The sequence below is a fragment of the Priestia sp. MDV22-iso46 genome, from assembly GCF_058629175.1.
The window spans coordinates 168,180-193,408 of sequence record NZ_JBZVWT010000002.1 but is presented as its reverse complement, the minus strand read 5'-3'; the positions used below and the strand labels follow the sequence as shown (position 1 = coordinate 193,408).

Genomic DNA, 25,229 nt, shown 5'->3' with positions numbered 1-25,229 from the left:
GCTTGATTATCCGAAACGTTGACACAAACGTACCCCCTTTTACAAAAAATAGACCCTATTAAGAAAGGGTCTTTTGGTCAGCTTGTTCGTACGCTTGAATGATGCGTCCCACAAGTGGATGGCGCACAACATCTGACTGTTCTAGGTGAACAAACGAAATACCTTTAACATTGGTCAGGATTTTCGAGACAGCCGCTAGACCAGACTGAGCTCCTTTTGGTAAATCAATTTGTGAAATATCTCCTGTAATCACCATTTTAGACCCAAATCCTAGTCGTGTTAAAAACATCTTCATTTGCGCCATCGTGGTGTTTTGCGCTTCGTCTAAGATAACAAACGCATCATCTAGTGTACGACCTCGCATATAAGCAAGGGGTGCTATTTCAATAACTCCGCGTTCGATTAGGCGTTGCGTATGTTCTGTTCCTAATACATCATGTAATGCATCGTACAGAGGCCGCAAGTACGGATCTACTTTTTCTTTCAAATCTCCTGGCAAGAAGCCAAGACTTTCACCTGCTTCAACAGCAGGACGTGTTAAAATAATACGCTGCACGTGACCATTTTTAAGAGCATTAACGGCCATGACAACGGCTAAATACGTTTTACCGGTACCAGCAGGCCCAATTCCAAATACCAAATCATTTTTCTTAATAGCCGAAATGTATTGACTTTGTCCTAATGTCTTAACACGAATAGTCTTACCTTTTACATTTTTACCAATCTCTTCTTCATATACATCTTCAAAAAACTCGAGAGAATTTTTCTTAGCTAATTGAACCGCATACACAACATCTCGTTCAGATATGGAAATATTTTTTCGGATAATGTTCAGTAACTTTTTAAGCATTTCTTCCACTAGCTGAACATTTTCTGTACTTCCGGAGACTACAACAGTCTCACCTCTTGAAATGATAGAGACCTGCATTTCTTCTTCAATTCGCTTTAAATTCGCATCTTGTACGCCAAATAATGAAATGGCTTCGTTTGAATCATCAAGTTGTACGTTAATTGTTACTAGCTGTTCTGACATTCATCAATCTCCTTGAATAATTGGTTGAGTGTTCGCAATATTTTCTATAACTTGGTAATGTATTGATAATCTAACTTTACCATTGTCCTGTTCTTGGTGCAAAACTTTTTCACCTTTTATTTTAGCATCCTCACCTAAAGTCGATAGTAATTTTTTTCGACCAATTTCCAAAGCTTTTTCCACCGCCTCTTGTTTAGAATAGACGCGCTGCGAGTTCTGTTCTTCTCGTACAGCAACTTTCTCATACGACAGAGGTAATTTCCATTTAAAAAAATAGAGTGGATGCTCCACTTTTTCTGTCACCTTTGAGCCGTATTTTTCTTTGTTAAAAGCCCAAAGAGGCATTTTAAAAGCTTGAAAATCTAAATAGTGCTTCGTATATCCATTACCCGTTAATACCTGAAAATCAGTTTTTAAAGGCACTTCCACCTCAGACTTATACCATGTTTCACCATAGACTTTCCCTTTAGCAGCTACTACTTTTTTATTTTTTTCGTTTCCAATAATACCGGAAACTAGGACCTCGCCTTCATTGACAAAATCATTAACCTTGACTAAAGGTTGTCCTTTTTCGACAAACAAATTCGTAATAATGGCTTTCTTTTTAGCAATTAAATGTTGGTAAGGTGTTTTTTGCTGAGGCTTGGGCTCATTTTTTTCAACCACTTGGAAGTGATAAGAAGTGCCGCGCACTTCTACTCCCACCCAGGTAATATTGTTCATATTATCCGTTAAATAGCGCTGAATTTTTTCAGGACTCTCTAACAGAAATTGAAACTCCCCTCTTTTTACACCTATTTTGGCAAGCTGCTTAGTCATTTGATGTTCTGTTTGTGGTTCTGCACCGCTAATTTCCACTTTCCACACCATGTTGGAAAGCAAACCAAGAATAATAAAAAAAGAAAGAAAACCCAAAGCAAACCCACTATTTTTGATCACTCGTTTTGTTAAAAAAGGAAAACCTCTGCCTCTTATAAAATAAATTTTACAGTCTGCGTTGCGAATTAGTATACGAATTTTCTTTACATCTTTCAATAATATCGTTGCTGTCGCTAGCTGACCGTCAACTTTATGGACATTCGAAATCATAATCTGTTGTCTCACACAATTATTTAAAAAACGTTCAATTCCTTTTCCAACAATTCGAATACGTACGGTACCAATAACAAAGTTTGTCCATCCATTCTTCATTTTTTTCCTCCTTGTGTTATTGTTCTAAATAAAGAACTTGATTGATTTTACCTTCTAAAACCAGTTCTTCTGGCAGTATTACTTTAATGACCAGTCCTTCACCTCGAATTAACATTTGTCCCTGTTTTAGTAACACGCGTATTTCAGTATCAGAAAAGGCTAATAAACCTTTATGATTTTCAATATAAATGTGTATTTGTCCAACTAACGTAATACGGGGAAGATCCATTAATACATCAGCGGGTAGTTCCATTGTTTTTGTCATCCATCTTTTCATTTGGTGTCTCCACTTTTTGCTCATAAAAAGAACCCCCTTTCATCTCATGTTTATGAGAAAGGGGGTTAATGTATCACATCTATTTATCGTTTATATTTACGTTGTTTCGATTTTGGCGGCCCTAGAATTTCGGACCATATCACTCCTTGAACAGCTTCTTTACGAGAAATGGGCTTGAAAACGTTTTTCTCACCCGTAATTTTTGGTTTGTCAACTGTGATTTTCTTTTGAATAGACGGTTCATGATACGAACGATTTTTTAGCTCTTCCAATTTTTCTTGCAAAGGATTTGTTTCTGCTGAAGGAACAGTTTCTGGCTCCATACGAGCTGTTTTCGGCTCTTCTTTGACAGGTCGATATCTAGGTCTTTCCCGCCTTGAAGGATTGTTTACAGGAGGCATAGGAGCTCTTTTAGAACGCTGCTGTTCTTCCTCTTTTGACTGAGCCATAAAACGCTGCACAACGTTAAAAATAATCCCTCCAATGATGACAAAAATGAAAGCATTATTAATAATTAGTTTAATAAGCGTTTCAACGATATTCATTAGGAGAAAACCTCCTTGTTAAGCTGATTCATTATTTCTCATCGTCTTCTTTAGACATTTTCCCAATTGAATCACGCATATCCGTATCAGCAGTCAAGTTTTGAATATTCATATAATCCATGACGCCAATATTGCCAGAGCGCAGTGCTTCTGCCATCGCTAACGGTACTTCTGCTTCTGCTTCTACTACTTTTGCGCGCATTTCTTCTACTTTTGCACGCATTTCTTGTTCTTGAGCAACGGCCATAGCACGACGTTCTTCGGCTTTTGCTTGTGCAATATTTTTATCTGCTTCCGCTTGGTCTGTTTGAAGAACTGCCCCAATATTTTTACCAATATCGATGTCAGCAATATCAATGGATAAGATTTCAAACGCTGTTCCTGAATCCAGTCCTTTTCCTAACACCGTTTGAGAAATCATATCGGGATTTTCCAATACTTTTTTGTGATCTTTTTGCGAACCGATTGTAGAAACAATCCCCTCGCCAACACGGGCAATAATCGTTTCTTCTCCAGCTCCCCCTACTAGTCGATCAATGTTTGCACGAACAGTAATTCGAGCTTTTGCTTTGACTTCGATTCCATCCATAGCCACCCCTGCAATAAAAGGTGTTTCAATAACTTTTGGATTAACGCTCATTTGTACAGCTTCTAGCACATCACGGCCCGCTAAGTCGATAGCTGCTCCGCGCTCAAATGTTAACTCAATATTTGCTCTGTGCGCTGCAATCAACGCATTTACCACGCGGTCAACGTTACCGCCTGCTAAATAGTGGCTTTCTAATTGATTAATGGTAATACCTAAACCTGCTTTACTTGCTTTAATTAACGGGTTCACAACGCGAGATGGTATCACTCGACGAAGTCTCATTCCGACCAGTGTGAAAATACTAATACGAACGCCTGCTGCTAATGCTGAAATCCATAGCATAATCGGTACAAAAGTGAAAAAAACAGCTAAAGCAATAATTGCTAGACCAATAACTACAAAAAACAATACGCTACCTACTTCCATTAATTAAGGTCCTCCTTTTTCAAAGGCTCTGTAAGCTTCCGCACCACAACCCTTGATCCCTCTACTTTTATAATATTTACTAACACATCTTTGTCTAAATATCCGCCTTCAGTGACTACATCCACATACTCTTCATCGATGAGCACGGTACCTGAAGGACGCAGCGGTGTTGTTGTTTTACCTTGTTTTCCTATTAATTCATAACGATTTTGATTCGACACGTAGCCAGATTCAGTATTAAGTGAATCATTAAGCACCATTTTTTTGAAAGGTGTAAGCTTTCTTTTAAAAAATTTCATCATCACAAACGCACCTCCCAGTGCCACCACTATTGCAATTACAAGAGAAATTCCCATTTCGACATTATTATCTGTTGACATAAAAAAACTTAAAATGATAGCTCCAAGTCCTAGTAGTCCTAAAACTCCGCCTGGTACTACAATCTCTAACAGAAGCATTATAATTCCTGCTATAAATAAAACGAGCGCTTCCATGCCAGCTAATCCTGCTACCATATGACCATAGAAAAATAAAAGAAGTGAAGCTATTCCAATAGAGCCCGCAATACCAAATAAAGGCGTAAACAATTCAATTACAATTCCTAAAGCACCAATGGATAATAAAATGGGAACAACAAGCGGATGGGTAAGAAAACGAGCAATTTGTTCACTTACACTCATTTTTGCATACGTCAGTTTAGCATCTTCATAGCCAAGTACGCTTAGGAGATCGTCTAAATTTTTTACAGTCCCTTCTGAATAACCAACTTGCTCGGCTTGCTTCGGAGTGAGCGTCAACAATTCGTTTCCTTTTAAGTTGAGCTCAGGTATTACCATCTTGGTATTTGCCATCGCTTCTGCATATTTAGGGTTTCGGTTATTTTGTTCTGCTGCGCTCTTCATAGCCGATAACCAGTAGGACTGAGCTTTTTTTCCTGCGGCATTTCCGTGTTGGTCAATCACTGCTGCCGATCCCATTGTAGAACCGGGTGTCATATAAATTTGATCCGCGTTAAGTGCAATATACGCTCCGGCTGATAATGCTTTTTTATCGACAAAAGCAGCGGTAGGAATAGGTGTTGAGGTTAAGCTTTTAGCTATTTCAGAAGCTGCATCTACAGCTCCTCCAGGAGTATCTATGTCCAATATAATCAAATCTGCACCGTCATTTTCCGCATCTTCAATGGATCTGTTTAGAAAAGAAAGCAGTCCATTTTCTACCGTTTTATTTACAGGAATAACGTGTACGCGCTTCACGTCAGCGGTGCTAATAGTGGGGAATAACCCAGTGGCTAAGATAAGAAAGCACACGAAAGAAAATAAGGTTTTCACCGAATACACTTCCCTCCTTCCATAGATAGTATGAGCATGTATCTGTATATACGAATAACTTTAACAATAGTTTCAAATTTTTTAAAATTTATCTATTTTATACTTCGCACCAGAAAAAACAAAACATACGTTCGATTATTATCCATATAAAAAACACCTTACACAAGGTAAGGTGTTTTTTATGATAAGTGTTGAAGGACAAGCTTATTAACAAGAGAGCCATCCGCTTTGCCTTTTACTTTCGGCATAAGCGCTCCCATAACTTTCCCCATATCAGCTTTAGAGGAAGACTGCGTTTCTTCAATCGTCGTTTTAATAATTTCAGATAACTCTTCTTCAGTTAGCTGTTTAGGAGCGTAAACTTCTAAAACCGCTAATTCAGAATGAATTTTATCAACAAGATCTTGACGACCTGCTTTCTCAAATTCATGGAGGGAGTCTTTACGTTGTTTGAATTCGCGAGAAATAACCGTCAACTCGTCTGCTTCAGTTAGGTCGGTTCCTAACTTAATGGCTTCGTTTTGAAGAGATGCTTTGACCATACGAATGACCCCAAGCTTCTCTTTCTCTTTGTTTTTCATCGCTTGTTTCATATCACTATTTAAACGCTCGAGAAGACTCATAAATCCACCCTCTTATTAGAACTTGCGTTTTCTAGCAGCTTCAGATTTCTTCTTACGCTTTACGCTAGGCTTTTCATAGAATTCGCGCTTTCTTGCTTCTTGTAACGTACCAGTTTTTGAAACTGAACGTTTGAAGCGACGAAGAGCATCTTCAAGCGATTCGTTTTTACGAACAACTGTTCTTGACATTCTAATTCCCTCCCTCCGAACAAAACCACTAACATCATAATGAAATGACATGTTAGACATGTCTTTTGCAATTATAATATAATGATTCCTTAAGGTCAACCGCTTTACATAAAGTAATGCAGTTATTCCCCCTTTATTTTATGAACTTTCTTGATAAAACATTACTCGTTCAGCTTTTTTACACGTATGAAAAAAGCTGCGTATACACGCAGCTTTCCAATAAGTGTTATGAACTCATTTTCACCTGATCTTGAAGATGAACCTCATCTAGCACGCGAACAAACTCACCTTCATTATAAGGATATCCAGCTTTTGAAATTTTCACTTTTACAAGCTTTCCAACCATTTCTTCAGACGCTTTAAACACAACCTTTAAGTAGTTATCAGTATATCCTACATATAAACCACTTTCAGGATCTTCTTTATATTTTTCTTCCGGAATTACTTCTAGTACTTCTCCTTCAAACGTTGAAGCATATTCTTTTGCCAATTGATTTGAAAGTTCGATTAAACGATGCACACGTTCATTTTTCACTTCTTCATCAATTTGGTCGGTCATACGAGCTGCTGGCGTACCTGTACGTTTAGAATACGGGAATACGTGAAGCTCTGAAAAACCGTGCTCTTTAATAAAGTTGTACGTCTCCATAAACTCTTCTTCTGTTTCACCTGGGAAGCCAACAATAACATCTGATGTAATCGCTAATCCAGGAAGAGCTTCTTTCAGACGGTTTAAGCGCTCACCAAAGAACTCCATTGTATACTTACGACGCATGCGCTTCAATACCGTATTTGAACCTGATTGAAGAGGAATATGCAAATGACGTACAACCATTTCTGATTGATCTAGTACCTCAATCACTTCGTCTGTAATTTGACTTGCTTCAATTGACGAAATACGAATGCGTTTTAATCCTTTTACTTGAGACTCTAAATCACGAAGAAGCTGGGCAAGATTGTAATCTTTCATGTCTTCTCCGTATCCGCCAGTGTGAATACCTGTTAACACGATTTCTTTATAGCCCGCATCTACTAGCTGCTGTGCTTGTGCTACTACTTCTTTAGGATCACGAGATCGCATTAAACCGCGCGCCCATGGAATAATACAGAATGTACAGAAGTTGTTACAGCCTTCTTGAATCTTTAACGAAGCACGCGTACGGTCTGTAAAAGCCGGTACATCTAGCTCTTCATATACGCGTGTTTTCATAATGTTTCCTACGCCGTTAATCGGTTGACGCTCTTTTTTAAATTGTTCAATATAATCAAGCATCTTAACGCGATCTTGTGTACCTACTACGATATCAACACCAGGAATGGCCATAATTTCAGCTGGCGAAGTTTGAGCATAACACCCAGTTACACAAATAACCGCATCTGGATTTTTTCGCACAGCTCTGCGAATAACTTGACGGCTTTTTTTATCTCCTGTATTTGTTACCGTACATGTATTAATTACATATACATCGGCAGTTTGTTCATATTCAACACGCTCATAGCCTTGGCCTTTGAACAATTGCCAAATTGCTTCTGTTTCATAGTGATTTACTTTACACCCTAGCGTGTGAAAAGCAACTGTTGACATAATCGTCACCTCATTAACTCAGTTTGATAAGATATAGCAGACAGCGCATATAAAGGAGCTGTTTCTGCCCGTAAAATTCGCGGACCAAATCCGCTTATTGTAAATTCATTTTCTTCTAATACTTCTACTTCCTGCTCGGTCAAACCACCCTCTGGACCTACAACCACAAGCACGGAATTACCGGGTTTTAAAGCCGAAAGAACAGCGTGCAGATGAGATGTTTCTCCTTGCTTTGCTCTTTCTTCATAGGCTACAACTTTATGAGTATAGTCACCGCTAATTTCTACTAGTTTTTTAAAAGAAATTGGGGCTTCTACTGCTGGTACAATCGTACGATGAGATTGTTCTGCAGCCTCTTTAGCAATCTTGTTCCAGCGATCTAATTTTTTTTGACTCTTTTTATCATCCCATTTAACAACTGAACGAGCCGCAATAAAAGGGATAAACTTATATGCCCCAAGTTCTGTCCCTTTTTGGATAATAAGCTCGAGCTTATCCCCTTTAGGCAGACCGTTCACAATTGTAACATGGACTGGAAGCTCTTTTTCTTCGCTTATCCATTCTATAATAGATGCTTTCACTTCGTTAGCGGAAATATTTTCAATTTCACACAAAGCAGCTTGCCCCTGTTCATTACAGGCAATAAACTGTGATCCTTCATTCATTCTCATGACGCGTGAGATATGATGGGCATCATCCTGGGTCACTATGACACTTTGCTCTTGAAATTGATCATTTGGAAGAAAATAACGTTGCATCTTGACACCTTCTCACTTGTTAAGCTTGTTTTTGCGCAATAATTGCTACCCAGTCTTCCATAAGCGTTACTTCTTGAATAACAAAGCCCGCTCCCGTTAACGCTTTTTTGACATCTTCTTTTTTCGCACTAATAATACCTGATGTAATGAACATGCCTCCTGGCTTTAATACCTTTGCAGCATCGTCTACAAAACGTACGATTACTTCAGCTAGAATATTCGCCACAACAATGTCAACCGGTCCTTCTATACCTTGCAACAAGTTGTTTTGACCTACTGTTACGACGTTCCCAACTTGATTCAGTTCAATATTTTCGCCAGCAGAACGTACGGCTACTTCATCAAGGTCTAGAGCTTGTACATTACTTGCTCCTAACAGAGCTGCGCCAATGCTTAGCACTCCTGAACCTGTACCCACGTCAATAACAGTATCTCCTGCTTTCACTGTTCTTTCCAATGCTTGAAGAGACATAACCGTCGTTGGATGCGTACCTGTCCCAAAAGCCATTCCGGGATCAAGCTCGATAATCAATTCATCTGTGCTTACTTTTTCATAGTTTTCCCAAGTTGGTACAATCGTAAAACGCTCTGAAATTTTCACGGGATGGTAATATTTTTTCCAAGCAGTGGCCCACTCTTCCTCGTTCACTTCACTGATCGTAACTTTGTTAGCTCCTAAATCAAAGTCGTAAACAAGCAGTCCATTAATTTCTTTTTTGATACCATCCACAGTTTCTGCTAAAAAGCTGTTAACTGGAAGATATGCTTTAATCACTACACCTTCTTCTGGGTAGTCTTCTACGTTTAAATCGTAGATTTCACCAAAAGTTGTATCTCTGTCCTTCACTAAATCAGCAGGGTCTTCAATGACTACCCCGCTAGCTCCTGATTCATGTAAAATATGAGAGATGGGTTCAATTGCTTCTTGCGCTGTATGAATACAAATTTCAGACCATTTCATTGCTACCAACTTCATCCTTTCTGCCTTCAGTAATATAGGATTTTAAATATGAACATGACAGATGACAGGTTGGCAAAGTACCTTTACCAACCTGTCGCTGTTTACTATGAAAGACAATTATTCTCCTTTAATTGCTCGTTTTACTTTTGCAAAAAAGGAATCATGCTGCTCATCAACGGCTTCTTGACCGCTCAGTTCAGCGAACTCACGCAATAATTGTTTTTGTTTTTCTGATATTTTTGTTGGAGTTACAACTCGAACGTGAATATGCTGATCTCCTTGACCATATCCTCGTACGTTTGCCACACCTTTTCCTTTTAAACGGAATTTCGTTCCCGTTTGTGTACCAGCAGGAATCTTCAGCTTCACCTTGCCGTGTAGAGTTGGTACTTCTACTTCATCACCTAGCGCTGCCTGAGCAAACGTTAAAGGCATTTCGCAGTAGATATCGTCTCCATCACGTTCAAAGAATTCATGAGTGCGCACGTGGAACACTACGTATAAATCTCCCGGAGGACCACCATTTACCCCTGGTTCTCCTTGAGCACTTACGCGCAGCTGTTGACCATCATCTACACCAGCTGGAATTTTAACATTAATTTTACGTCGTTTTGTTACTTTACCGTCACCGTGGCACGTTGCACATTTGTCTTTAATGATTTTTCCCGTACCATTACAATGATGACACGCACGTCGATTTACCACGCGGCCAAACGGCGTGTTTTGTTCAACGTTTAACTGACCTGAACCATTACAGTGCGAACATGTATCGACTTTTGTTCCAGGTTTTGCACCTGAACCGTGACATGTCTCACACGTTTCTTCACGTGGAATTTCAATTGTTGTTTCTTTTCCGAAAACAGCTTCTTCAAAAGAAAGTGTCATCGTGTATTGTAAATCGGCACCTTGTCTCGGAGCATTAGGGTCACGTCTGCGACCACCACCACCAAAGATCGAGCTGAAAATATCTTCAAAGCCGAAGCCGCCAAAGTCTGAGCCGCCTCCACCAAAGCCGCCAAAGCCTTGATTTGGATCAGTATGACCAAATTGATCGTATTGTGCTTTTTTTTGGTCATCACTCAATACTTCATATGCTTCTTTTACTTCTTTAAATTTGTCAGCAGCATCTTCCGCTTTGTTAATATCTGGATGATATTGTTTAGAAAGCTTGCGGTATGCTTTTTTTATTTCATCTTTTGTAGCGCTCTTACTGATACCGAGTACTTCATAGTAATCTCGCTTACTCATCAATACTCACTCCCGAATCGTTTCACATAAACGTAATTGTATCATTATTAATAATTCCATAGCAACATAAAAGTTACTTTCTATTGCTCTCGTGCACGCAGAGAGCCAAGTGAAAAACTTTCCTTTTCGCTTTTCCACGTTAAAAAAGTCAAAGCCAAGAAATAAGCTTGACTTTGACTTTTTAAAAAGATGTGAATCGCACCATGGCGTCATTCACGTTAGTCGTCAAGATGCATTATTTTTTGTCGTCGTTTACTTCTTCAAACTCTGCATCTACAACATCATCATTTTGAGCGCCTTGTTCACCTGCTTGCTGAGCTTGTTGAGCTTGCTCATACAATTTTACAGTTAACGCTTGAACGATTTCTTGAAGTTCATCTTTTTTCGCTTTGATTTCTTCAAGGTCATTCTTTTCAATCGCTGCTTTTAAAGCATCTTTTGCTTCGTTAGCTTTTGTTACTTCAGCTTCTTCTACTTTTCCTTCAAGATCTTTTAATGTTTTTTCAGTTGTAAACACTAATTGATCTGCTTCATTGCGTAGTTCCACTTCTTCTTTACGTTGCTTATCAGCATCTGCGTTTTCTTCCGCTTCTTTTACCATGCGATCGATTTCATCATCTGATAAACCTGTTGAAGATTTAATTGTAATAGCTTGCTCTTTGTTTGTACCTAAATCTTTTGCACGAACGTTTACGATACCATTTTTGTCAATATCGAATGACACTTCGATTTGAGGTACTCCGCGTGGTGCAGGTGGAATATCAGTTAACTGGAAACGACCTAGCGTTTTGTTGTCTGCAGACATTGGACGCTCACCTTGAAGAACATGAATATCTACAGCTGTTTGGCTATCTGCAGCCGTTGAGAATACTTGTGATTTACTTGTTGGAATCGTCGTATTACGCTCAATTAGCTTTGTAAATACGCCACCCATTGTTTCGATACCTAGTGATAAAGGCGTTACGTCTAGTAATACAACGTCTTTTACATCACCAGTTAATACGCCACCTTGAATTGCTGCACCAAGTGCAACTACTTCATCAGGGTTTACACCTTTGTGAGGATCTTGACCAGTTTCTTTTTTGATTGCATCTTGTACCGCTGGGATACGAGTTGAACCACCAACTAAGATTACTTTATCAAGTTCGCTTGCAGAAAGGCCTGCATCTTTTAAAGCTTGACGCACAGGAGCCATTGTACGCTCTACAAGGCCTGCTGATAACTCGTCAAATTTAGCACGTGATAAAGATACCTCTAAGTGAAGAGGACCAGCTTCTCCAGCAGTGATAAATGGTAAAGAAATTTGTGTAGATGTTACGCCTGATAAATCTTTTTTCGCTTTTTCAGCCGCATCTTTTAAACGTTGAAGCGCCATTTTATCTTTGCTTAAATCCACGCCGTTTTCTTTTTTGAATTCAGCGACTAAATAGTCGATGATTACTTGGTCAAAGTCGTCACCACCAAGGCGGTTGTCACCTGCAGTTGCGCGAACTTCAAATACGCCGTCGCCAAGTTCTAGAATAGATACGTCAAACGTACCGCCACCAAGGTCATAAACTAAAACTGTTTGATCTTCATCTGTTTTTTCTAATCCGTATGCAAGTGCTGCTGCAGTAGGCTCGTTAATAATACGCTCTACTTCTAAACCAGCAATTTTACCAGCATCTTTTGTTGCTTGACGCTCAGCATCATTAAAGTAAGCAGGAACTGTGATAACAGCTTTTGTTACAGGCTCACCTAAATACTCTTCAGCATAACCTTTTAAATGTTGAAGAATGATAGCTGACATTTCTTGAGGCGTGTATTGCTTGCCTTCAGCTTCAACCTTATGGTCTGTACCCATATGACGTTTAACTGAAATAATTGTGTTAGGGTTTGTAATAGCTTGACGTTTCGCTACTTCCCCAACTTGACGCTCACCGTTTTTGAATGCCACAACTGATGGCGTTGTACGGTTTCCTTCTGGATTTGGAATTACTTTTGGTTCGCCGCCTTCTAATACAGCGACACAAGAGTTAGTTGTACCTAAATCGATACCAATGATCTTACTCATTGACAATGACCTCCTTCATAATATGTAGTGTTATTGATTCACTTTAACCATCGCAGGGCGGATGATTTTATCTTTTAATTTGTAACCTTTTTGAAGCTCTTCTACTACCGTGTTCGGTTCGTATTCATCGTCTTCTACTTGCATCACTGCTTGATGCTCGTATGGATCGAATGTTTTCCCGACTGATTCAATTGCTTCAACACCTTCTTTTTGAAGTGCCTCTACTAATTGACGGTATACCATTTCTACACCTTGCAGCACAGATTTAGTTTGCTCGTCTGCTGTGTTAACTTGTAATGCACGTTCAAAGTTATCAAGTGCTGGTAAAATATCCGAAACTAATGATTGAGCACGGTATTTTTGAGCAGCTTCTGCATCGAGACGTGAACGACGACGGAAATTATCGAAATCAGCTTGTAGACGTAAGTAGCGATTCTCTTCTTCTTCAAGCTGTTGCTTTAATTGATCATTTTCTTGTTGAAGAGGGTTTACTTCCTCAGACACTTCAGCTTCAGTTGCTTCAGCAGAGTCTGTTTGAACTTCTTCAACCACTTCTTCGTTTTGTTCTTCTACTTGCTTTTCGTTTGACAATTCATTCACCTCCCTTAAATGTTTACACACATTTTCACATTTTAAACAACGTTTTTTATTTTATCACAGGGAAAGGATGGAAGTAATATATTCCACCCGATTCCTTTATTCTTTATACAAGTTTGTTAATACTTGAGACATATCTGATGACAGCAGTGTAAGCAAACTAATCACACGCGCATATTCCATGCGGGTCGGTCCCAGTATAGCAATTGTGCCAAGCTGTTCGTGACCAAAGGAATAACTAGCTGTAATTAAGCTGCACCCTACCATTTCATTCAATTTATTTTCATGACCAATTTTCACATGTATGCCAGCCTCATTTGGGCTTAACAGCTTATAAAACTGCTGTTCATGTTCAATAATATTAAACAGCCCGCGAATTTTATTAAGGTCATGAAATTCCGGCTGAGCAAACATATTCGTTTTGCCGCCAACTACTAATTTGCCATTCATGTTGAGCTTTAATGCATCATTGAGTATATCCATCGTCTGCTCATACCCTTGAATATGGCTTTTTAAGAGCGTCGCTACTTCTTTGTACATTTTATCATGTAAATCAGTAATGCGAACGCCGATGAGCTTTTCGTTTAAAATGTTAACCATTTTTTCAATATCGGAAGGTTGAATACTACTCGGCAGCGTAATCGTCCGACTTTCAACGTGTCCTGTATCGGTCACAATAATGGCAACAGCTGATTGAGCCGTTAAAGGTAAAATCTGCAGCTGTTTTAACTTATGGCTGACCGCTTTTGGTCCTAGCACAATAGACGTTAAACTCGTTAAATCAGATAAAATTTGTGCTGACTTTTGAACGAGCTGCTCCAGTTCTACAATGCGTTCAGCGAATACCGAACGTACCGTGGAAACGTCGCTTGCTTTCAAGTGCTGCGGGGACACTAGATGATCAACATAATAACGATAACCTTTCTCAGACGGAACGCGCCCTGAAGAAGTATGAGTTTTTTCAATAAATCCAAGTTCTTCTAGGTCTGACATCTCATTCCGAATCGTAGCCGAACTAAAATTAAACTCTTCTTTCTTAGATAATGTTCGAGAGCCTACCGGCTGCGCAGATCGAATGAAATCATCAATAATGACTTGTAAAATTAATAACTGTCGATCAGTAAGCACGCTTCATCACCTCTGTTAGCACTCTAAAACTTTGAGTGCTAAATCTAATAATAAATTACCAAATCACTATAGCGATGTCAACGATTTGATATTAGATTATCCCAATAAAGGCTTGAAAAACTTCATTCCCCAAAAATCGACCATTGTGTGTTAAAAAGACTGAGCTATTGTCTTCACCCAAAAGTCCTTTCTCTTTGTATTCTTGAATAGGTTCTCCAAATACATCTTTTAATTCTCGATTGAATTTTTTCTTAAACTCCTCTTTTGAGACTCCTTTCGTTTTACGAAGGCCCAAAAACATTTCTTCTTCCATTTTTTCAGCCTCGGTCACGCTCACTTCATTGAGATATGCATTTCCTTTTTGCTCGACTGAATCAATGTACTTTTTTAATGGTCCAATATTTGCTCGTCTTATTCCGTCTATATAGCTATGTGCGCCTGCGCCAATTCCGTAATAATCGTCGTTGTTCCAATATGTTAGATTATGAATACTCTCGTAGCCTGGCTTTGCGAAATTACTGATTTCGTATTGATGAAAACCTTGTTTGTCCATTTCTTTCATAAGCAGCTCATACATAGCTGCTTCTTCTTCTTGAGCAGGCAGGGGTAGCTTTCCTTTATTCATTAAATTATAAAATACCGTTTTAGGTTCAATAATCAACGAATAGGCAGACATATGCTCTACCTCTAATGAAAAAGCCGTTTGAAGCGTAGAAGAAAAATCAGCTACCGTTTGTTCCGGCAGGCTATAAATTAAGTCTAAGCTTATATTCGACATTCCAATCTTTCTCGCTTGTTCAACACAATCAAATACCTGTCTATTTGAATGCACACGTCCAATTTTCTCCAATAATCTTTCATTAAACGTTTGTACACCAATGCTTAAACGATTCACGCCATAGTCATGGAGAAGCTGAAGCTTTTCTTTTGTCAATTCATTCGGATTCGCTTCAAATGTAAACTCACCTTTTTCGTCATAAGGGAGGTACATACGAATGGATTCTAAAAAATACTCTAGCTGCTGTTCATCTAAGGCTGTAGGCGTCCCACCCCCAACGAATATCGTGTTTAAATTGGTCGTTGGATAATGTTCAACTGCTTGTTTCATTTCTTCTCGCATGCTTTCCAAATACGGCATAACGGGCTGATTTTTGAAAAACACTTTATTAAAGTCACAATAGTGACAAATATGATGACAAAACGGGATGTGCAGATATGCTGCCTTCACCATGGACTTCCACCTCAATCACATTTATAAATGATAAAAATACCGCAGAGTCTCTCTGCGGTATTTTTATCTATGTTCGTTCACACTTATTTACAGCGCTCAAAGCTCTTTACTATCGTATCAGATTAGCTTGATTTTCAAAACTAATTTGACATGTTAAATAATAGAATTTCAGCTATTAATCTTCATCCATGCGAAGAACAGCCATGAATGCTTCCTGCGGTACTTCAACAGAACCGACCTGCTTCATACGTTTTTTACCTTCTTTTTGTTTTTCAAGAAGTTTACGTTTACGAGAGATGTCTCCTCCGTAACATTTTGCTAAAACGTTTTTACGAATGGCTTTAATTGTTGAACGCGCGACAATTTTTTGACCGATTGCCGCTTGAATCGGCACTTCGAACTGTTGACGTGGAATAAGCTCTTTAAGCTTTTCTACAATGACTTTACCACGATCGTAAGCTGAATCTCTGTGCACGATAAAGGACAGTGCATCGACCGTTTCGCCGTTTAAAAGAATATCCATCTTCACAAGCTTCGAAGGCTGATATCCGATAAGTTCGTAATCAAACGACGCGTAGCCTTTTGTATTTGATTTTAATTGATCAAAGAAATCATATACAATTTCAGCTAGCGGAATTTCGTATACAATACTCACGCGATTAGCATCCAAGTACTGCATATCAATAAAGTTGCCTCGCTTCTTCTGACAAAGCTCCATCACAGCACCAACATAATCGTTTGGTACCATCATCGTTGCTTTCACATACGGTTCTTCTACGCGTTCAATCTTTTGTGGGTCCGGCATATTAGACGGGTTATCTACAGACAGATGAGTCTCGTCTGTTAAATACACGTCATAAATAACGCTTGGAGCTGTTGTAATTAAATCAATTTTAAATTCGCGCTCAATACGCTCTTGGATAATTTCCATGTGAAGCAACCCTAAGAATCCACATCGGAAACCAAACCCTAAGGCCTGAGACGTCTCTGGTTCAAACTGAAGTGCAGAGTCATTTAGCTCTAACTTTTCTAGTGCTTCACGAAGATCGTTATACTTCGCTGTATCAATTGGATACAGTCCGCAGTATACCATTGGATTCAGACGACGATAACCAGGAAGAGGTTCACTGGCTCCATTTTTAGCAAGAGTAATCGTGTCCCCTACTCGCGTATCTCCAACGTTTTTAATAGCTGCTGTTAAAAATCCTACGTCGCCAACAGAAAGTTCATCTTTAGCAACGGCTTTTGGCGTTAACACACCTAGCTCCGTTACCTCAAACTCTTTTCCTGTTGCCATCATTTTAATTTTGTCGCCTACTTTTACTCGTCCTTGTACGATACGAATAGATGCAACTACACCTCGGTATGCATCATAAAATGAATCAAAGATTAGTGCTTGAAGCGGTGCGTCTGGATCCCCTTCAGGAGCAGGAACTTTTTCAACAATTTGTTCTAAAATTTCTTCGATACCAATTCCTGCTTTAGCTGAAGCTAATACAGCTTCCGACGCATCTAACCCAATTACGTCTTCAACTTCTTGACGCACTCGCTCTGGCTCTGCACTCGGCAGGTCAATCTTATTAATGACAGGTAAAATTTCAAGGTTGTTATCAAGCGCTAAATATACGTTTGCTAGTGTTTGAGCTTCAATACCTTGAGCTGCATCTACTACTAGAATAGCACCTTCACACGCGGCTAAACTTCGCGACACTTCATATGTAAAATCGACGTGTCCCGGTGTATCAATTAGATGAAAAGTATACTCTTCTCCATCTTTTGCTTTGTATTGAAGCTGCACAGCATTTAATTTAATGGTAATTCCACGTTCACGTTCTAAATCCATCGAATCTAAAAGCTGAGCTTTCATTTCTCGCTGTGTTAACGCATTTGTTTTTTCTAAAATACGGTCTGCTAATGTTGACTTACCGTGGTCTATATGAGCAATAATCGAAAAGTTTCTGATTTTCGATTGTCGTTTCAATCTTGCTTCTCTATCCATATTTTTTTCACTCCTACTGAAAATCGGCAAAATACACTAAATTAAATTATAACAACACATTCGTCAACATTCAATAAGCATTCCATTGGGGATTTTTCCATACAAAAAAGCAGAAAGAGATTCTGCTTTTAATTAAGAAGATGATGGATAGCCTTAAAAGCTTTTCCTATTGTACTTTTCACGCCTTCCGCTAGACTTTGACCTAGCGAGGAGAAAAAGTTAAAAGCCTTTCGTTTTTCTAGAAACTGCTGTTTTTCATCAATGTTCACGACTTTTTTTGAACCTAAAACAGCAGCTTCCACCTGACCATCTGATGTTTTAGACACATTAATAACATGTTCAATCGAAGGATCATTATATCCCTTCATTTTAATCAACCCTTGCTGAGCCGTCTGCATCCCTAAAAATACGACGCACAGTAAAAAAATGGTTAGCACTACTGATTTTAAAGTAAATTTAATCATATTATTAGGCCCCTTACTTCTTTATCTTCTGTAGTACTAACCATTATGACTATATTGTGAAGAACTCATTCACCTAAAAGCGTATTAATGAGTATATGCCCCAAAGTTCTCTTGATCCACTTCATGATGCAAAGCAGCGTTAAGTCCTCCTGCAACTACATTAGCCATATCTTCAATAAACATATCCACTTCTTTTGGCGTAACCATCAAATTATGGCCTAAAGGTGCAAGCACTTCATGAATAAGACGTCTTTTTTCTTCATCTGGAAGGGTGCCAATCATACCGAGATACGTTTGACGCTGCTCTTCATTGGGTAAGTCATCCTCCGTGAGCTTCTTTTTTTCTCCAAACGTCATACCGGATGGAAGCAGCGACTTAGACGGCTTTCCCTGCTCTTTCATTTCTCGGCCGAAATGTTTTAAGATAAAGTCAATTGTATCGCTTGTAATGGAAACAGCATCCACTACCGTTGGAATACCTATTGCAATAACTGGAATGCCAAGTGTTTCATAACTGATTTCTTTGCGCTTGTTTCCAACCCCAGACCCCGGATGAATACCTGAATCTGAAATTTGAATGGTAGCATTTACCCGTTCAATCGAACGAGCGGCAAGCGCATCGATTGCAATGATAAAATCTGGATTCACTTTCTTTACAACGCCAAAGATAATATCACTTGTCTCAATACCCGTCATTCCCATTACTCCCGGAACAATGGCGCTAACGGGTCTAAAGCCATCTTGCACGCTTTCAGGCTGTAGCTCAAACAAATGTCTTGTAATCAACAAATTATCTACTGCCTTTGGTCCAAGCGCATCTGGTGTAACACTTAAGTTTCCAAGACCCACTACAAGACAGCTAGCATCATCTGGAATGTTGAGGCTTTTAATAAAAAAATTCAGCTCTTTAGCAAATACTTCTTCCATGGCCTCTTGCTTTTCAGTATCCTGCTCGCGAATGCCTACCGATTCAAGGGTTACATATCGGCCTTTTTTCTTACCGATTGCTTCTGCGCCCTCTTCCGTAATTTCTACCATTGAGATTTTGACACCTTGTTCTTCTTTTTCTTTTACAATTACGCCTTTGATTTCTGACTGGTTATTCGGTTTAGGCTGATTTTCTAACGCTATGTCTTTTGCTTCGACAGCTAAATCCGTGCGCACGCTATATTGACTTAAATCAAGTTCTTTTTCCATTTCTTAACCTCCTAGACAATCTTTGTTGAAATTATTGTCACCGAGGACTGGCAGATTCATGCATTTAAGAAATGAAAAGTGGAAGGAAGGGCGCAATATCAGCTACAAGCTTTTAAAGAGAGCTCTGTCATATAAAATTCCTTGTCAAGGCTATTGCATTCTGTCCTTGTGTTTGATAAAATATCTTTTGTTCTTATTGTGAAGAATGTCGAGTTCTATATAATCTCGATTGTTATCATTTCGGGAGGTGAAACGGATGCCAAACATTAAATCAGCTATCAAACGTGTAAAAACTACTGAAGCTCGCCGTGCTCATAACATTCAAGCTAAATCAGCTATGCGTACTGCAATCAAAAACTTTGAAGCTTTAGTTGAAAACAACGATGTAGATAACGCAAAAGCAGCATTTGCTGTTGCTTCTAAAAAATTAGACAAAGCTGCACAATCTGGTATTATCCACAAAAATGCTGCAGCTCGTCAAAAATCTCGCTTAGCAGTAAAACTTAACGGTTTATCTGCATAATTGAGACAAAAACGATCCCATTAGGATCGTTTTTTTATTGCGCTCTTTTTAATAAAAACAGCTGTAAAATAAGCGCTTTATCCATTTTCCCCGTCTTCATTTCATAATCTGCCTCTGCTAAATCCTTTAAAATTTTTTTAAGCTGCTGTTCCTCAAAACTTCTGCTCTGCTGCAAAGCAATTTTCACACGAAACGGATGAACCTTAATCGTTTGAGCAATTTGCTGCTGACCGTACCCTTGACTAGACAGCTGCTTCGTATGATAAATCAAACGAAACTGCGTCGCTAACAAAGATAAAATTTTAATAGGCTCTTCGTTATTACGCAGTAAATCCTGATACATATTTAAAGCAGTAGAAACCTTTCGCTGAATAACAGCGTCAATAAGCGTAAATACATTTTGTTCAAGCGTTTTTGCCACAAGCTTAAGCACAACTTCTTTTGTAATGACTCCGTCTTGTCCAACATATAACACCATTTTTTCAATTTCATTTGTCACAAGTGTTACATTAAGACCCACAAGCTGAATAAGCAGCGTCACAGCATCTTCATCCATATTCACTCCATCTTTTGAAAGTAAATTATGAATCCACTGCTTCATTTCTTTTTCACCAAATTCGTTCGCTTCAATGTAAGCTGCTTGTTTTTTTAATAATTTTGTTATTTTTTTTCTTTCATCCAGCTTTTCATAAGGGGCTAGTAGAATTAACGTTGAAAAAGACGGGGGCTGCTCCACATATTGCTGCAGTTTTGCTAGATCATGCTCTACTTTATCTTTCGATTTTTCAGCCGTTAAAAATGCTGCATTTTTCGCAACCACTACACGCTTGTCTCCTAAAAAAGGAAGCGTTTCAGCATCTTCTAGAACTTGATCAATCGATGTTTCTTCTAAATCGTATAGTGACAAGTTAAATTCTTTATCTTCTTCATTTAACGTATAGTCGACGATTTTATCTCTAATCTTTTTACTCATAAATGCATTGACCCCGTGTATTAAGTAAACGGGGGCTATATTATTTTTGGTAATACTTTTTAAGCTATCAACTGCCAACGTATATACGCTCCTCTTTTTTATTCATCTATATTGATTATGTATAGTTACTGATAAACAAAATACAATTTCTATCGTAAAGGTGTTATGAGTTTTTGGCAACAATACAAAAGGAATTGCCTTAAAACGACAATTCCTCAGTTTATGATAAACATTAACAATATAAGCCCTAGGTTACTTATTTGTTAATGATTAAACCCTTATCTCTATTTTCTCCTCATGTCTATAAAGTATAGTTGTTAACTGTTGTCAGTTTGTGAAAACGCTTTTAAATTGTCTAGATTTTTAAAAAAAGTTAGATTATACTGTAAACAGGAGGGGTGTTAATGAACCAATTTGAAGAAAGTGTCCAAAGTAAACGCAACGACGCTGTCGATTCTGCCGTAGGATTTGGTGTTTCATTTGGCTTTTTCACTGCCTTATTTGTTATTGCAACTGTGATTCACTACTTGGGTTCGTAAAATTGCTTCAAGGCTGCTTCTTAGCAGTCTTTTTTAGTTCGTTTTTCTTACTATAGACTATGGAAGTTGCTGCGAAAACGTTCCTGACTTTTTTGTAAATTTATACATTACCCCACCATCTTCATCCGTTCGATAAATATACACTCCGCAGCTTTTCAGAAGCTCTAATATTTCTTGATGAGGATGACCATAACGATTTTTTTGTCCCGCTGAAACAAGCGCTACTTTAGGATTTAAATGTTGAACAAACTCTTCTGAAGTTGAGGTTTTACTGCCATGATGCCCAACTTTTAATACATCTGCTTTAAGGTTTAGAGAGTCTTTCAATATTCTTTGTTCTCCTTCCTTTTCTAAATCTCCGGTGAATAGCCATCTTAAATTTCCTAACTTAGCGTCTATTACAATTGAGCCGTTGTTGCTCGTTTCTTCGAAACCTGTCGGAGAAATAATCTGAAATAACACACCTCCTTCTTGCCAGCTATCTCCTTGTTGAACAATTTGAACAGGCACTCTTTGTTTTTGAGCAGCGATCACCAATCCAGTCTCTACGTCATTTAATTCAGCTTTTTTCCCAAGCACCAGCTCCCCGACAGCCACTTGTGAAAATAAATGCTGTGCCGCCCCTGCGTGATCATAATCGCCGTGTGTGATAATCATTTTATCTACCCTTGTTATTCCTTTTGAATGCAAAAAGGGAACAAGTACATCTTCTCCCACGTCAAAAGAAGAACGACGTTTTTGCCATGGTTCTTTTGGAAATGAAACGGTTCCTCCCGTATCGATCATATACACACCTTTTCGATAAGGAAGCTCAATGATAAAGCAGTCTCCTTGTCCTACATCGACCATTGTGACCGTTCCTTTTGGATTCAAATAAGGATACATACATTGTGCGGCTAACAATGCCACGAGAAGAAACATATAGCGAACGAAAAATCCTCCTTCTTCGACCGCCACAAATACAGCATAAATGCATAAGTACATGCCCAAAAACAGCACAATGTGGGGTTTTCCCGTTACAAAATCAGCGGGAATCCACTCAAAAAAGCCAAGCAATTTTTCACAAAAAAGTAAAAGAACATGAAGAATTTGCTCCAGCAGTTCACTCACTCCCGGCAAGAGGATACGAACAAAAAGAATGAGCAAACAAAGAGGTAATATAACAAGAGAAAACAGCGGTACAAAAACCATATTTAATGGCAAACTGAGGAGAGATACTCCATAAAAATAGTACAACAATAAAGGAAGTGAACTGATTTGTGCAATCGCTGAAACAACCATGAGCTGGCTGAAAGAAGAATGAAAACGAGGTAAAATCGTCTGACTCGATAAAATCAATGCAAAACTAACGGCAAAAGAAAGCTGAAATCCTACGTCAAATAAATAGTACGGCTTAAAAAGCAGCATGGCCATAAAAGCAAGGCTGATGCTATCAACCAAAAGAATTTTTCTTTGTATTTTTATCGATATAAGCATCAGCATACTCATAAAAACAGCTCGGACAACTGAAGCGCTGCCACCGGCCAAAACCATGTATACAGGAAGAAGCAAAAGTAAAAGCGTAATGGCTCGCTCGCGCGTTATTCCAATCCGAATGAGCAAATAAAAACACATCGCTGTCAGCAGTCCAACATGAAGACCTGATATGGCAAGCAAGTGGATTAAACCAAATTGCTGATAGCGCTTGATACTCTCTTCTTCGATGCCAGTGCGCTCGCCATAAATTAGTGCCTGCATAAACCCAGCGCCTGGATCCGACATATTTTGTTGAATATAATTAATTCCTTTTTGACGAATAAAGGTAAGGTACGTAAGTGGAGTTAAAGTGGGGAGCTGACATTTTACCAAATCAAGTCCCTTGACGTTAAGCTGCCAATGAATAGACTGATGGTACAAATATTGCTGATAATCAAATGCATGAAGGTTGCGAGCAGGTGAAGGAGAAGTTAATTGCCCCCCTAGTTGACAAACTTGATGAATCGTTAGCTTTTCGAGCTGCTGTTTCTCTTCCAACGTTTTTAGTTTATAAAAAGCCATGACCTCTTCATTTTGAACCGTAAACTTAAAAGTAAGCTTGTCGCCGTCACTATGCGGAACAGAGGAAATTTCGCCTGTAAAAGAAGAAGATTCAGCTAAAAGAACCGTTTTGTTATGCTTATTTGTCTCAGCTAATAGGTAGACGCACAAAACACTCAACAGTGCAGAAGCAATAACCACTTTCCTCGGACATTGTAGCCATTGAAAAATGAAAAGCACGATTAGCAAAAACAGGCTTACAGCGGAATGATTATCATATACATATAAAGCTATCATCATGCTAAAAGCACAGTAAATATAATATCCTTTCACCTTTAGCTCCTTTCTTCTTAAAAGAAAGAGGCTCCTTACTGTTACCAAGTAAAAAACCTCTTTTACCTTTAATTTTCCGTAAACAAAGCGAGAGCTTCACGCTGTAAATTCATCACTTCTGCTTCGTCCGCTCCGCTTTTTTCTAAACGAGCGAGAACATCCGTCACAAATTGAAGCTTCTCTTTACTTTTTAAGTCAATGATTGCTTCATCAAGTTCAACTTTTGCTGTTTTCACTCCCGCCTGTTGAAATAACTCAACAGCATACGGATGATTTTTGTAATCATTAGCGTAATATACTGTTTTAATTCCCGCTTGAATAAGGGCTTTACAGCAGTTTAAACAAGGAAAATGCGTGACGTATACTTCCGCATCTTCTGTTTTTACACCAAACTTAGCACACTGCAAGAGTGCATTCACTTCTGCATGGACAGTTCTTACACAGTGTCCATCAATCACATAACAGCCTTCGTCAGCACAATGCACACCTCCGCTGATCGAGCCGTTGTATCCTCCAGCTATAATACGTTTATCACGCACCACTGTAGCCCCAACAGCCAGACGTTCACAAGTGCTTCTTAAAGCTAGCAAATGGCTTTGTGCCATAAAATATTGATCCCATGAAATCCGGTTCATCTCATTCCCTACCTTTTTATTTAAAACTGAATAATTATAATTATACTTGTCTCTTTCATAGTGTAGCGTTTCTTTTCCTTTTTCGTCAATAAGTCTCTACTGTACCGTAATTTGAGCTTTGATTTTTTCTAGCGACTTCTCGCCAACACCTGATACTTGCCCCAAATCCTCTACTGTTTGAAACAAGCCATTTTCCTCTCGATATGAAACGATGGCACTCGCTTTTGAAGGTCCAATACCATTTAGCGTTTGTAGTTCATCAGTGTTCGCTGTATTGATATTAACAAGGGGCTGATCATTTGAAGTTCCTGAGGAAGAGATTGAAGAAACTGGAGATGAAGGCGGGATTTCTTCTCCAGCAGCTGGGATGTAAACAGCCATTTCATCTTGTAGCTTGCTAGCTAAATTGAGCTGTCTTAAGTCCGCTTCTTTCGTAGCGCCTCCGGCTTGTGCTAGAGCATCTTTTACCCTTGCATCTTTCGGAAGCTGGTATACACCAGGCTTCTGAACAGCTCCTTTAATATCCACCATAACAAACGGGGAATCTTGGCTCGAAATTACTTGATCAGACGACTCTCCTTCTTTTTTTGCAGCAGAAGATTCTGCCTTTATCATATCTGAGGTTTGAAGAGAACTTTCCGGTTTCTCTCCGCCTGTGCGATAGATATAAAAAGCCAAGCTAACTGCTAAGCAAATACACCCAATTAGCCATTGTTTTTTTGAAAAAGTCAAATTGTACACTCCTTTGAATTTTGAAGTAACGTCATAAATTCCATTACGTCTTC

At 38.8% G+C, this 25,229-nt stretch carries 25 protein-coding genes; 2 read left to right on the top strand and 23 right to left on the bottom strand.

All coding sequences use genetic code 11. The features are described 5' to 3' along the window. Positions 1-58: 58 nt before the first annotated feature. The 19 genes from AC4NPH_RS12870 to gpr all read right to left on the bottom strand — a co-directional run bounded on the left by AC4NPH_RS12870 (position 59) and on the right by gpr (position 19,425). A complete protein-coding gene (locus AC4NPH_RS12870; RefSeq protein WP_013059230.1) occupies positions 59-1,033 on the bottom strand; it encodes a PhoH family protein in 975 nt (324 codons plus the stop codon). Positions 1,034-1,036: 3 nt separating this feature from the next. Further along, positions 1,037-2,224, bottom strand: a complete 1,188-nt coding sequence (gene yqfD, locus AC4NPH_RS12865) for a sporulation protein YqfD (protein ID WP_028411649.1) — start codon at positions 2,222-2,224, stop codon at positions 1,037-1,039. 16 nt (positions 2,225-2,240) lie between these two features. After that, positions 2,241-2,525 (bottom strand): sporulation protein YqfC, encoded by a 285-nt coding sequence (gene yqfC / locus AC4NPH_RS12860; protein WP_013059232.1) that lies wholly within the window; start codon positions 2,523-2,525, stop codon positions 2,241-2,243. Between the two features lie 59 nt (positions 2,526-2,584). Then, on the bottom strand, positions 2,585-3,046 hold the full coding sequence (locus AC4NPH_RS12855) for a YqfB family membrane protein (protein WP_013059233.1): 462 nt from the start codon (positions 3,044-3,046) through the stop codon (positions 2,585-2,587). Positions 3,047-3,077: 31 nt separating this feature from the next. Continuing rightward, entirely contained in the window at positions 3,078-4,061 is a 984-nt protein-coding gene (floA, locus tag AC4NPH_RS12850) for a flotillin-like protein FloA (RefSeq protein WP_013059234.1), read from the bottom strand. Beyond that, complete coding sequence (locus AC4NPH_RS12845; RefSeq protein ID WP_098197271.1) at positions 4,061-5,392, bottom strand: NfeD family protein; 1,332 nt, start codon at positions 5,390-5,392, stop codon at positions 4,061-4,063. Before AC4NPH_RS12845 ends, floA begins: the two co-directional genes overlap by 1 nt. A gap of 179 nt (positions 5,393-5,571) precedes the next feature. Then, a complete protein-coding gene (locus AC4NPH_RS12840) occupies positions 5,572-6,015 on the bottom strand; it encodes a GatB/YqeY domain-containing protein (RefSeq protein WP_013059236.1) in 444 nt (147 codons plus the stop codon). Between the two features lie 15 nt (positions 6,016-6,030). Then, positions 6,031-6,204 carry a 30S ribosomal protein S21 gene (gene rpsU, locus AC4NPH_RS12835; protein WP_013059237.1) on the bottom strand — a complete coding sequence of 58 codons (174 nt, stop codon included), beginning with the start codon at positions 6,202-6,204 and terminating at the stop codon, positions 6,031-6,033. Positions 6,205-6,430: 226 nt separating this feature from the next. Beyond that, positions 6,431-7,789, bottom strand: coding sequence for a tRNA (N(6)-L-threonylcarbamoyladenosine(37)-C(2))-methylthiotransferase MtaB (mtaB, locus tag AC4NPH_RS12830; RefSeq protein ID WP_013059238.1), 1,359 nt, complete (start codon positions 7,787-7,789; stop codon positions 6,431-6,433). A gap of 5 nt (positions 7,790-7,794) precedes the next feature. After that, on the bottom strand, positions 7,795-8,547 hold the full coding sequence (locus tag AC4NPH_RS12825) for a 16S rRNA (uracil(1498)-N(3))-methyltransferase (RefSeq protein WP_029320160.1): 753 nt from the start codon (positions 8,545-8,547) through the stop codon (positions 7,795-7,797). A 19-nt stretch (positions 8,548-8,566) separates the two neighbouring features. Then, positions 8,567-9,508 carry a 50S ribosomal protein L11 methyltransferase gene (gene prmA / locus AC4NPH_RS12820; protein ID WP_013059240.1) on the bottom strand — a complete coding sequence of 314 codons (942 nt, stop codon included), beginning with the start codon at positions 9,506-9,508 and terminating at the stop codon, positions 8,567-8,569. A 117-nt stretch (positions 9,509-9,625) separates the two neighbouring features. After that, on the bottom strand, positions 9,626-10,756 hold the full coding sequence (dnaJ, locus tag AC4NPH_RS12815; RefSeq protein WP_013059241.1) for a molecular chaperone DnaJ: 1,131 nt from the start codon (positions 10,754-10,756) through the stop codon (positions 9,626-9,628). Positions 10,757-10,991: 235 nt separating this feature from the next. Then, positions 10,992-12,809, bottom strand: coding sequence for a molecular chaperone DnaK (gene dnaK, locus AC4NPH_RS12810; RefSeq protein ID WP_013059242.1), 1,818 nt, complete (start codon positions 12,807-12,809; stop codon positions 10,992-10,994). Between the two features lie 30 nt (positions 12,810-12,839). Next, positions 12,840-13,400 carry a nucleotide exchange factor GrpE gene (grpE, locus tag AC4NPH_RS12805; protein ID WP_013059243.1) on the bottom strand — a complete coding sequence of 187 codons (561 nt, stop codon included), beginning with the start codon at positions 13,398-13,400 and terminating at the stop codon, positions 12,840-12,842. A 105-nt stretch (positions 13,401-13,505) separates the two neighbouring features. After that, positions 13,506-14,534 (bottom strand): heat-inducible transcriptional repressor HrcA, encoded by a 1,029-nt coding sequence (gene hrcA, locus AC4NPH_RS12800; protein ID WP_013059244.1) that lies wholly within the window; start codon positions 14,532-14,534, stop codon positions 13,506-13,508. A gap of 91 nt (positions 14,535-14,625) precedes the next feature. Beyond that, the gene (gene hemW, locus AC4NPH_RS12795; protein ID WP_013059245.1) at positions 14,626-15,765 is read right to left on the bottom strand and encodes a radical SAM family heme chaperone HemW; all 1,140 of its coding nucleotides are present in this window, start codon (positions 15,763-15,765) and stop codon (positions 14,626-14,628) included. Positions 15,766-15,940: 175 nt separating this feature from the next. Then, positions 15,941-17,764: a translation elongation factor 4 gene (lepA, locus tag AC4NPH_RS12790; RefSeq protein ID WP_013059246.1), complete on the bottom strand. Its 1,824-nt coding sequence runs from the start codon at positions 17,762-17,764 to the stop codon at positions 15,941-15,943. A 128-nt stretch (positions 17,765-17,892) separates the two neighbouring features. Then, positions 17,893-18,228, bottom strand: coding sequence for a DUF3679 domain-containing protein (locus AC4NPH_RS12785; protein ID WP_014458177.1), 336 nt, complete (start codon positions 18,226-18,228; stop codon positions 17,893-17,895). A gap of 84 nt (positions 18,229-18,312) precedes the next feature. Next, the gene (gene gpr, locus AC4NPH_RS12780; RefSeq protein ID WP_013059248.1) at positions 18,313-19,425 is read right to left on the bottom strand and encodes a GPR endopeptidase; all 1,113 of its coding nucleotides are present in this window, start codon (positions 19,423-19,425) and stop codon (positions 18,313-18,315) included. Positions 19,426-19,681: 256 nt separating this feature from the next. Between gpr and rpsT the strand changes: the two genes are divergently transcribed. Then, entirely contained in the window at positions 19,682-19,948 is a 267-nt protein-coding gene (gene rpsT, locus AC4NPH_RS12775; RefSeq protein ID WP_013059249.1) for a 30S ribosomal protein S20, read from the top strand. 34 nt (positions 19,949-19,982) lie between these two features. On the opposite strand, the gene holA is transcribed toward rpsT, so the two are convergent. Then, a complete protein-coding gene (gene holA / locus AC4NPH_RS12770; protein WP_098197272.1) occupies positions 19,983-20,999 on the bottom strand; it encodes a DNA polymerase III subunit delta in 1,017 nt (338 codons plus the stop codon). A 326-nt stretch (positions 21,000-21,325) separates the two neighbouring features. Between holA and AC4NPH_RS12765 the strand changes: the two genes are divergently transcribed. Then, positions 21,326-21,460, top strand: a complete 135-nt coding sequence (locus tag AC4NPH_RS12765) for a YqzM family protein (protein ID WP_013059251.1) — start codon at positions 21,326-21,328, stop codon at positions 21,458-21,460. Between the two features lie 57 nt (positions 21,461-21,517). Here AC4NPH_RS12765 and AC4NPH_RS12760 read toward each other — a convergent pair whose 3' ends face one another. From AC4NPH_RS12760 to AC4NPH_RS12750, 3 genes are all read right to left on the bottom strand, one after another. Next, entirely contained in the window at positions 21,518-23,809 is a 2,292-nt protein-coding gene (locus AC4NPH_RS12760) for a DNA internalization-related competence protein ComEC/Rec2 (RefSeq protein ID WP_013059252.1), read from the bottom strand. Between the two features lie 68 nt (positions 23,810-23,877). Next, complete coding sequence (locus tag AC4NPH_RS12755) at positions 23,878-24,444, bottom strand: ComE operon protein 2 (RefSeq protein WP_071270564.1); 567 nt, start codon at positions 24,442-24,444, stop codon at positions 23,878-23,880. Positions 24,445-24,540: 96 nt separating this feature from the next. Beyond that, a complete protein-coding gene (locus tag AC4NPH_RS12750) occupies positions 24,541-25,185 on the bottom strand; it encodes a helix-hairpin-helix domain-containing protein (protein ID WP_335482057.1) in 645 nt (214 codons plus the stop codon). Positions 25,186-25,229 lie beyond the last annotated feature (44 nt).

Bases quoted from the DNA above. Each gene is read 5' to 3' on its own strand.
- AC4NPH_RS12870 (WP_013059230.1), bottom strand. From the start codon at position 1,033: ATGTCAGAACAGCTAGTAACAATTAACGTACAACTTGATGATTCAAAC.
- yqfD (WP_028411649.1), bottom strand. From the start codon at position 2,224: ATGAAGAATGGATGGACAAACTTTGTTATTGGTACCGTACGTATTCGA.
- yqfC (WP_013059232.1), bottom strand. From the start codon at position 2,525: ATGAGCAAAAAGTGGAGACACCAAATGAAAAGATGGATGACAAAAACA.
- AC4NPH_RS12855 (WP_013059233.1), bottom strand. From the start codon at position 3,046: ATGAATATCGTTGAAACGCTTATTAAACTAATTATTAATAATGCTTTC.
- floA (WP_013059234.1), bottom strand. From the start codon at position 4,061: ATGGAAGTAGGTAGCGTATTGTTTTTTGTAGTTATTGGTCTAGCAATT.
- AC4NPH_RS12840 (WP_013059236.1), bottom strand. From the start codon at position 6,015: ATGAGTCTTCTCGAGCGTTTAAATAGTGATATGAAACAAGCGATGAAA.
- rpsU (WP_013059237.1), bottom strand. From the start codon at position 6,204: ATGTCAAGAACAGTTGTTCGTAAAAACGAATCGCTTGAAGATGCTCTT.
- mtaB (WP_013059238.1), bottom strand. From the start codon at position 7,789: ATGTCAACAGTTGCTTTTCACACGCTAGGGTGTAAAGTAAATCACTAT.
- AC4NPH_RS12825 (WP_029320160.1), bottom strand. From the start codon at position 8,547: ATGCAACGTTATTTTCTTCCAAATGATCAATTTCAAGAGCAAAGTGTC.
- prmA (WP_013059240.1), bottom strand. From the start codon at position 9,508: ATGAAATGGTCTGAAATTTGTATTCATACAGCGCAAGAAGCAATTGAA.
- dnaJ (WP_013059241.1), bottom strand. From the start codon at position 10,756: ATGAGTAAGCGAGATTACTATGAAGTACTCGGTATCAGTAAGAGCGCT.
- dnaK (WP_013059242.1), bottom strand. From the start codon at position 12,809: ATGAGTAAGATCATTGGTATCGATTTAGGTACAACTAACTCTTGTGTC.
- hemW (WP_013059245.1), bottom strand. From the start codon at position 15,765: ATGGTGAAGGCAGCATATCTGCACATCCCGTTTTGTCATCATATTTGT.
- lepA (WP_013059246.1), bottom strand. From the start codon at position 17,764: ATGGATAGAGAAGCAAGATTGAAACGACAATCGAAAATCAGAAACTTT.
- AC4NPH_RS12785 (WP_014458177.1), bottom strand. From the start codon at position 18,228: ATGATTAAATTTACTTTAAAATCAGTAGTGCTAACCATTTTTTTACTG.
- gpr (WP_013059248.1), bottom strand. From the start codon at position 19,425: ATGGAAAAAGAACTTGATTTAAGTCAATATAGCGTGCGCACGGATTTA.
- rpsT (WP_013059249.1), top strand. From the start codon at position 19,682: ATGCCAAACATTAAATCAGCTATCAAACGTGTAAAAACTACTGAAGCT.
- AC4NPH_RS12765 (WP_013059251.1), top strand. From the start codon at position 21,326: ATGAACCAATTTGAAGAAAGTGTCCAAAGTAAACGCAACGACGCTGTC.
- AC4NPH_RS12755 (WP_071270564.1), bottom strand. From the start codon at position 24,444: ATGAACCGGATTTCATGGGATCAATATTTTATGGCACAAAGCCATTTG.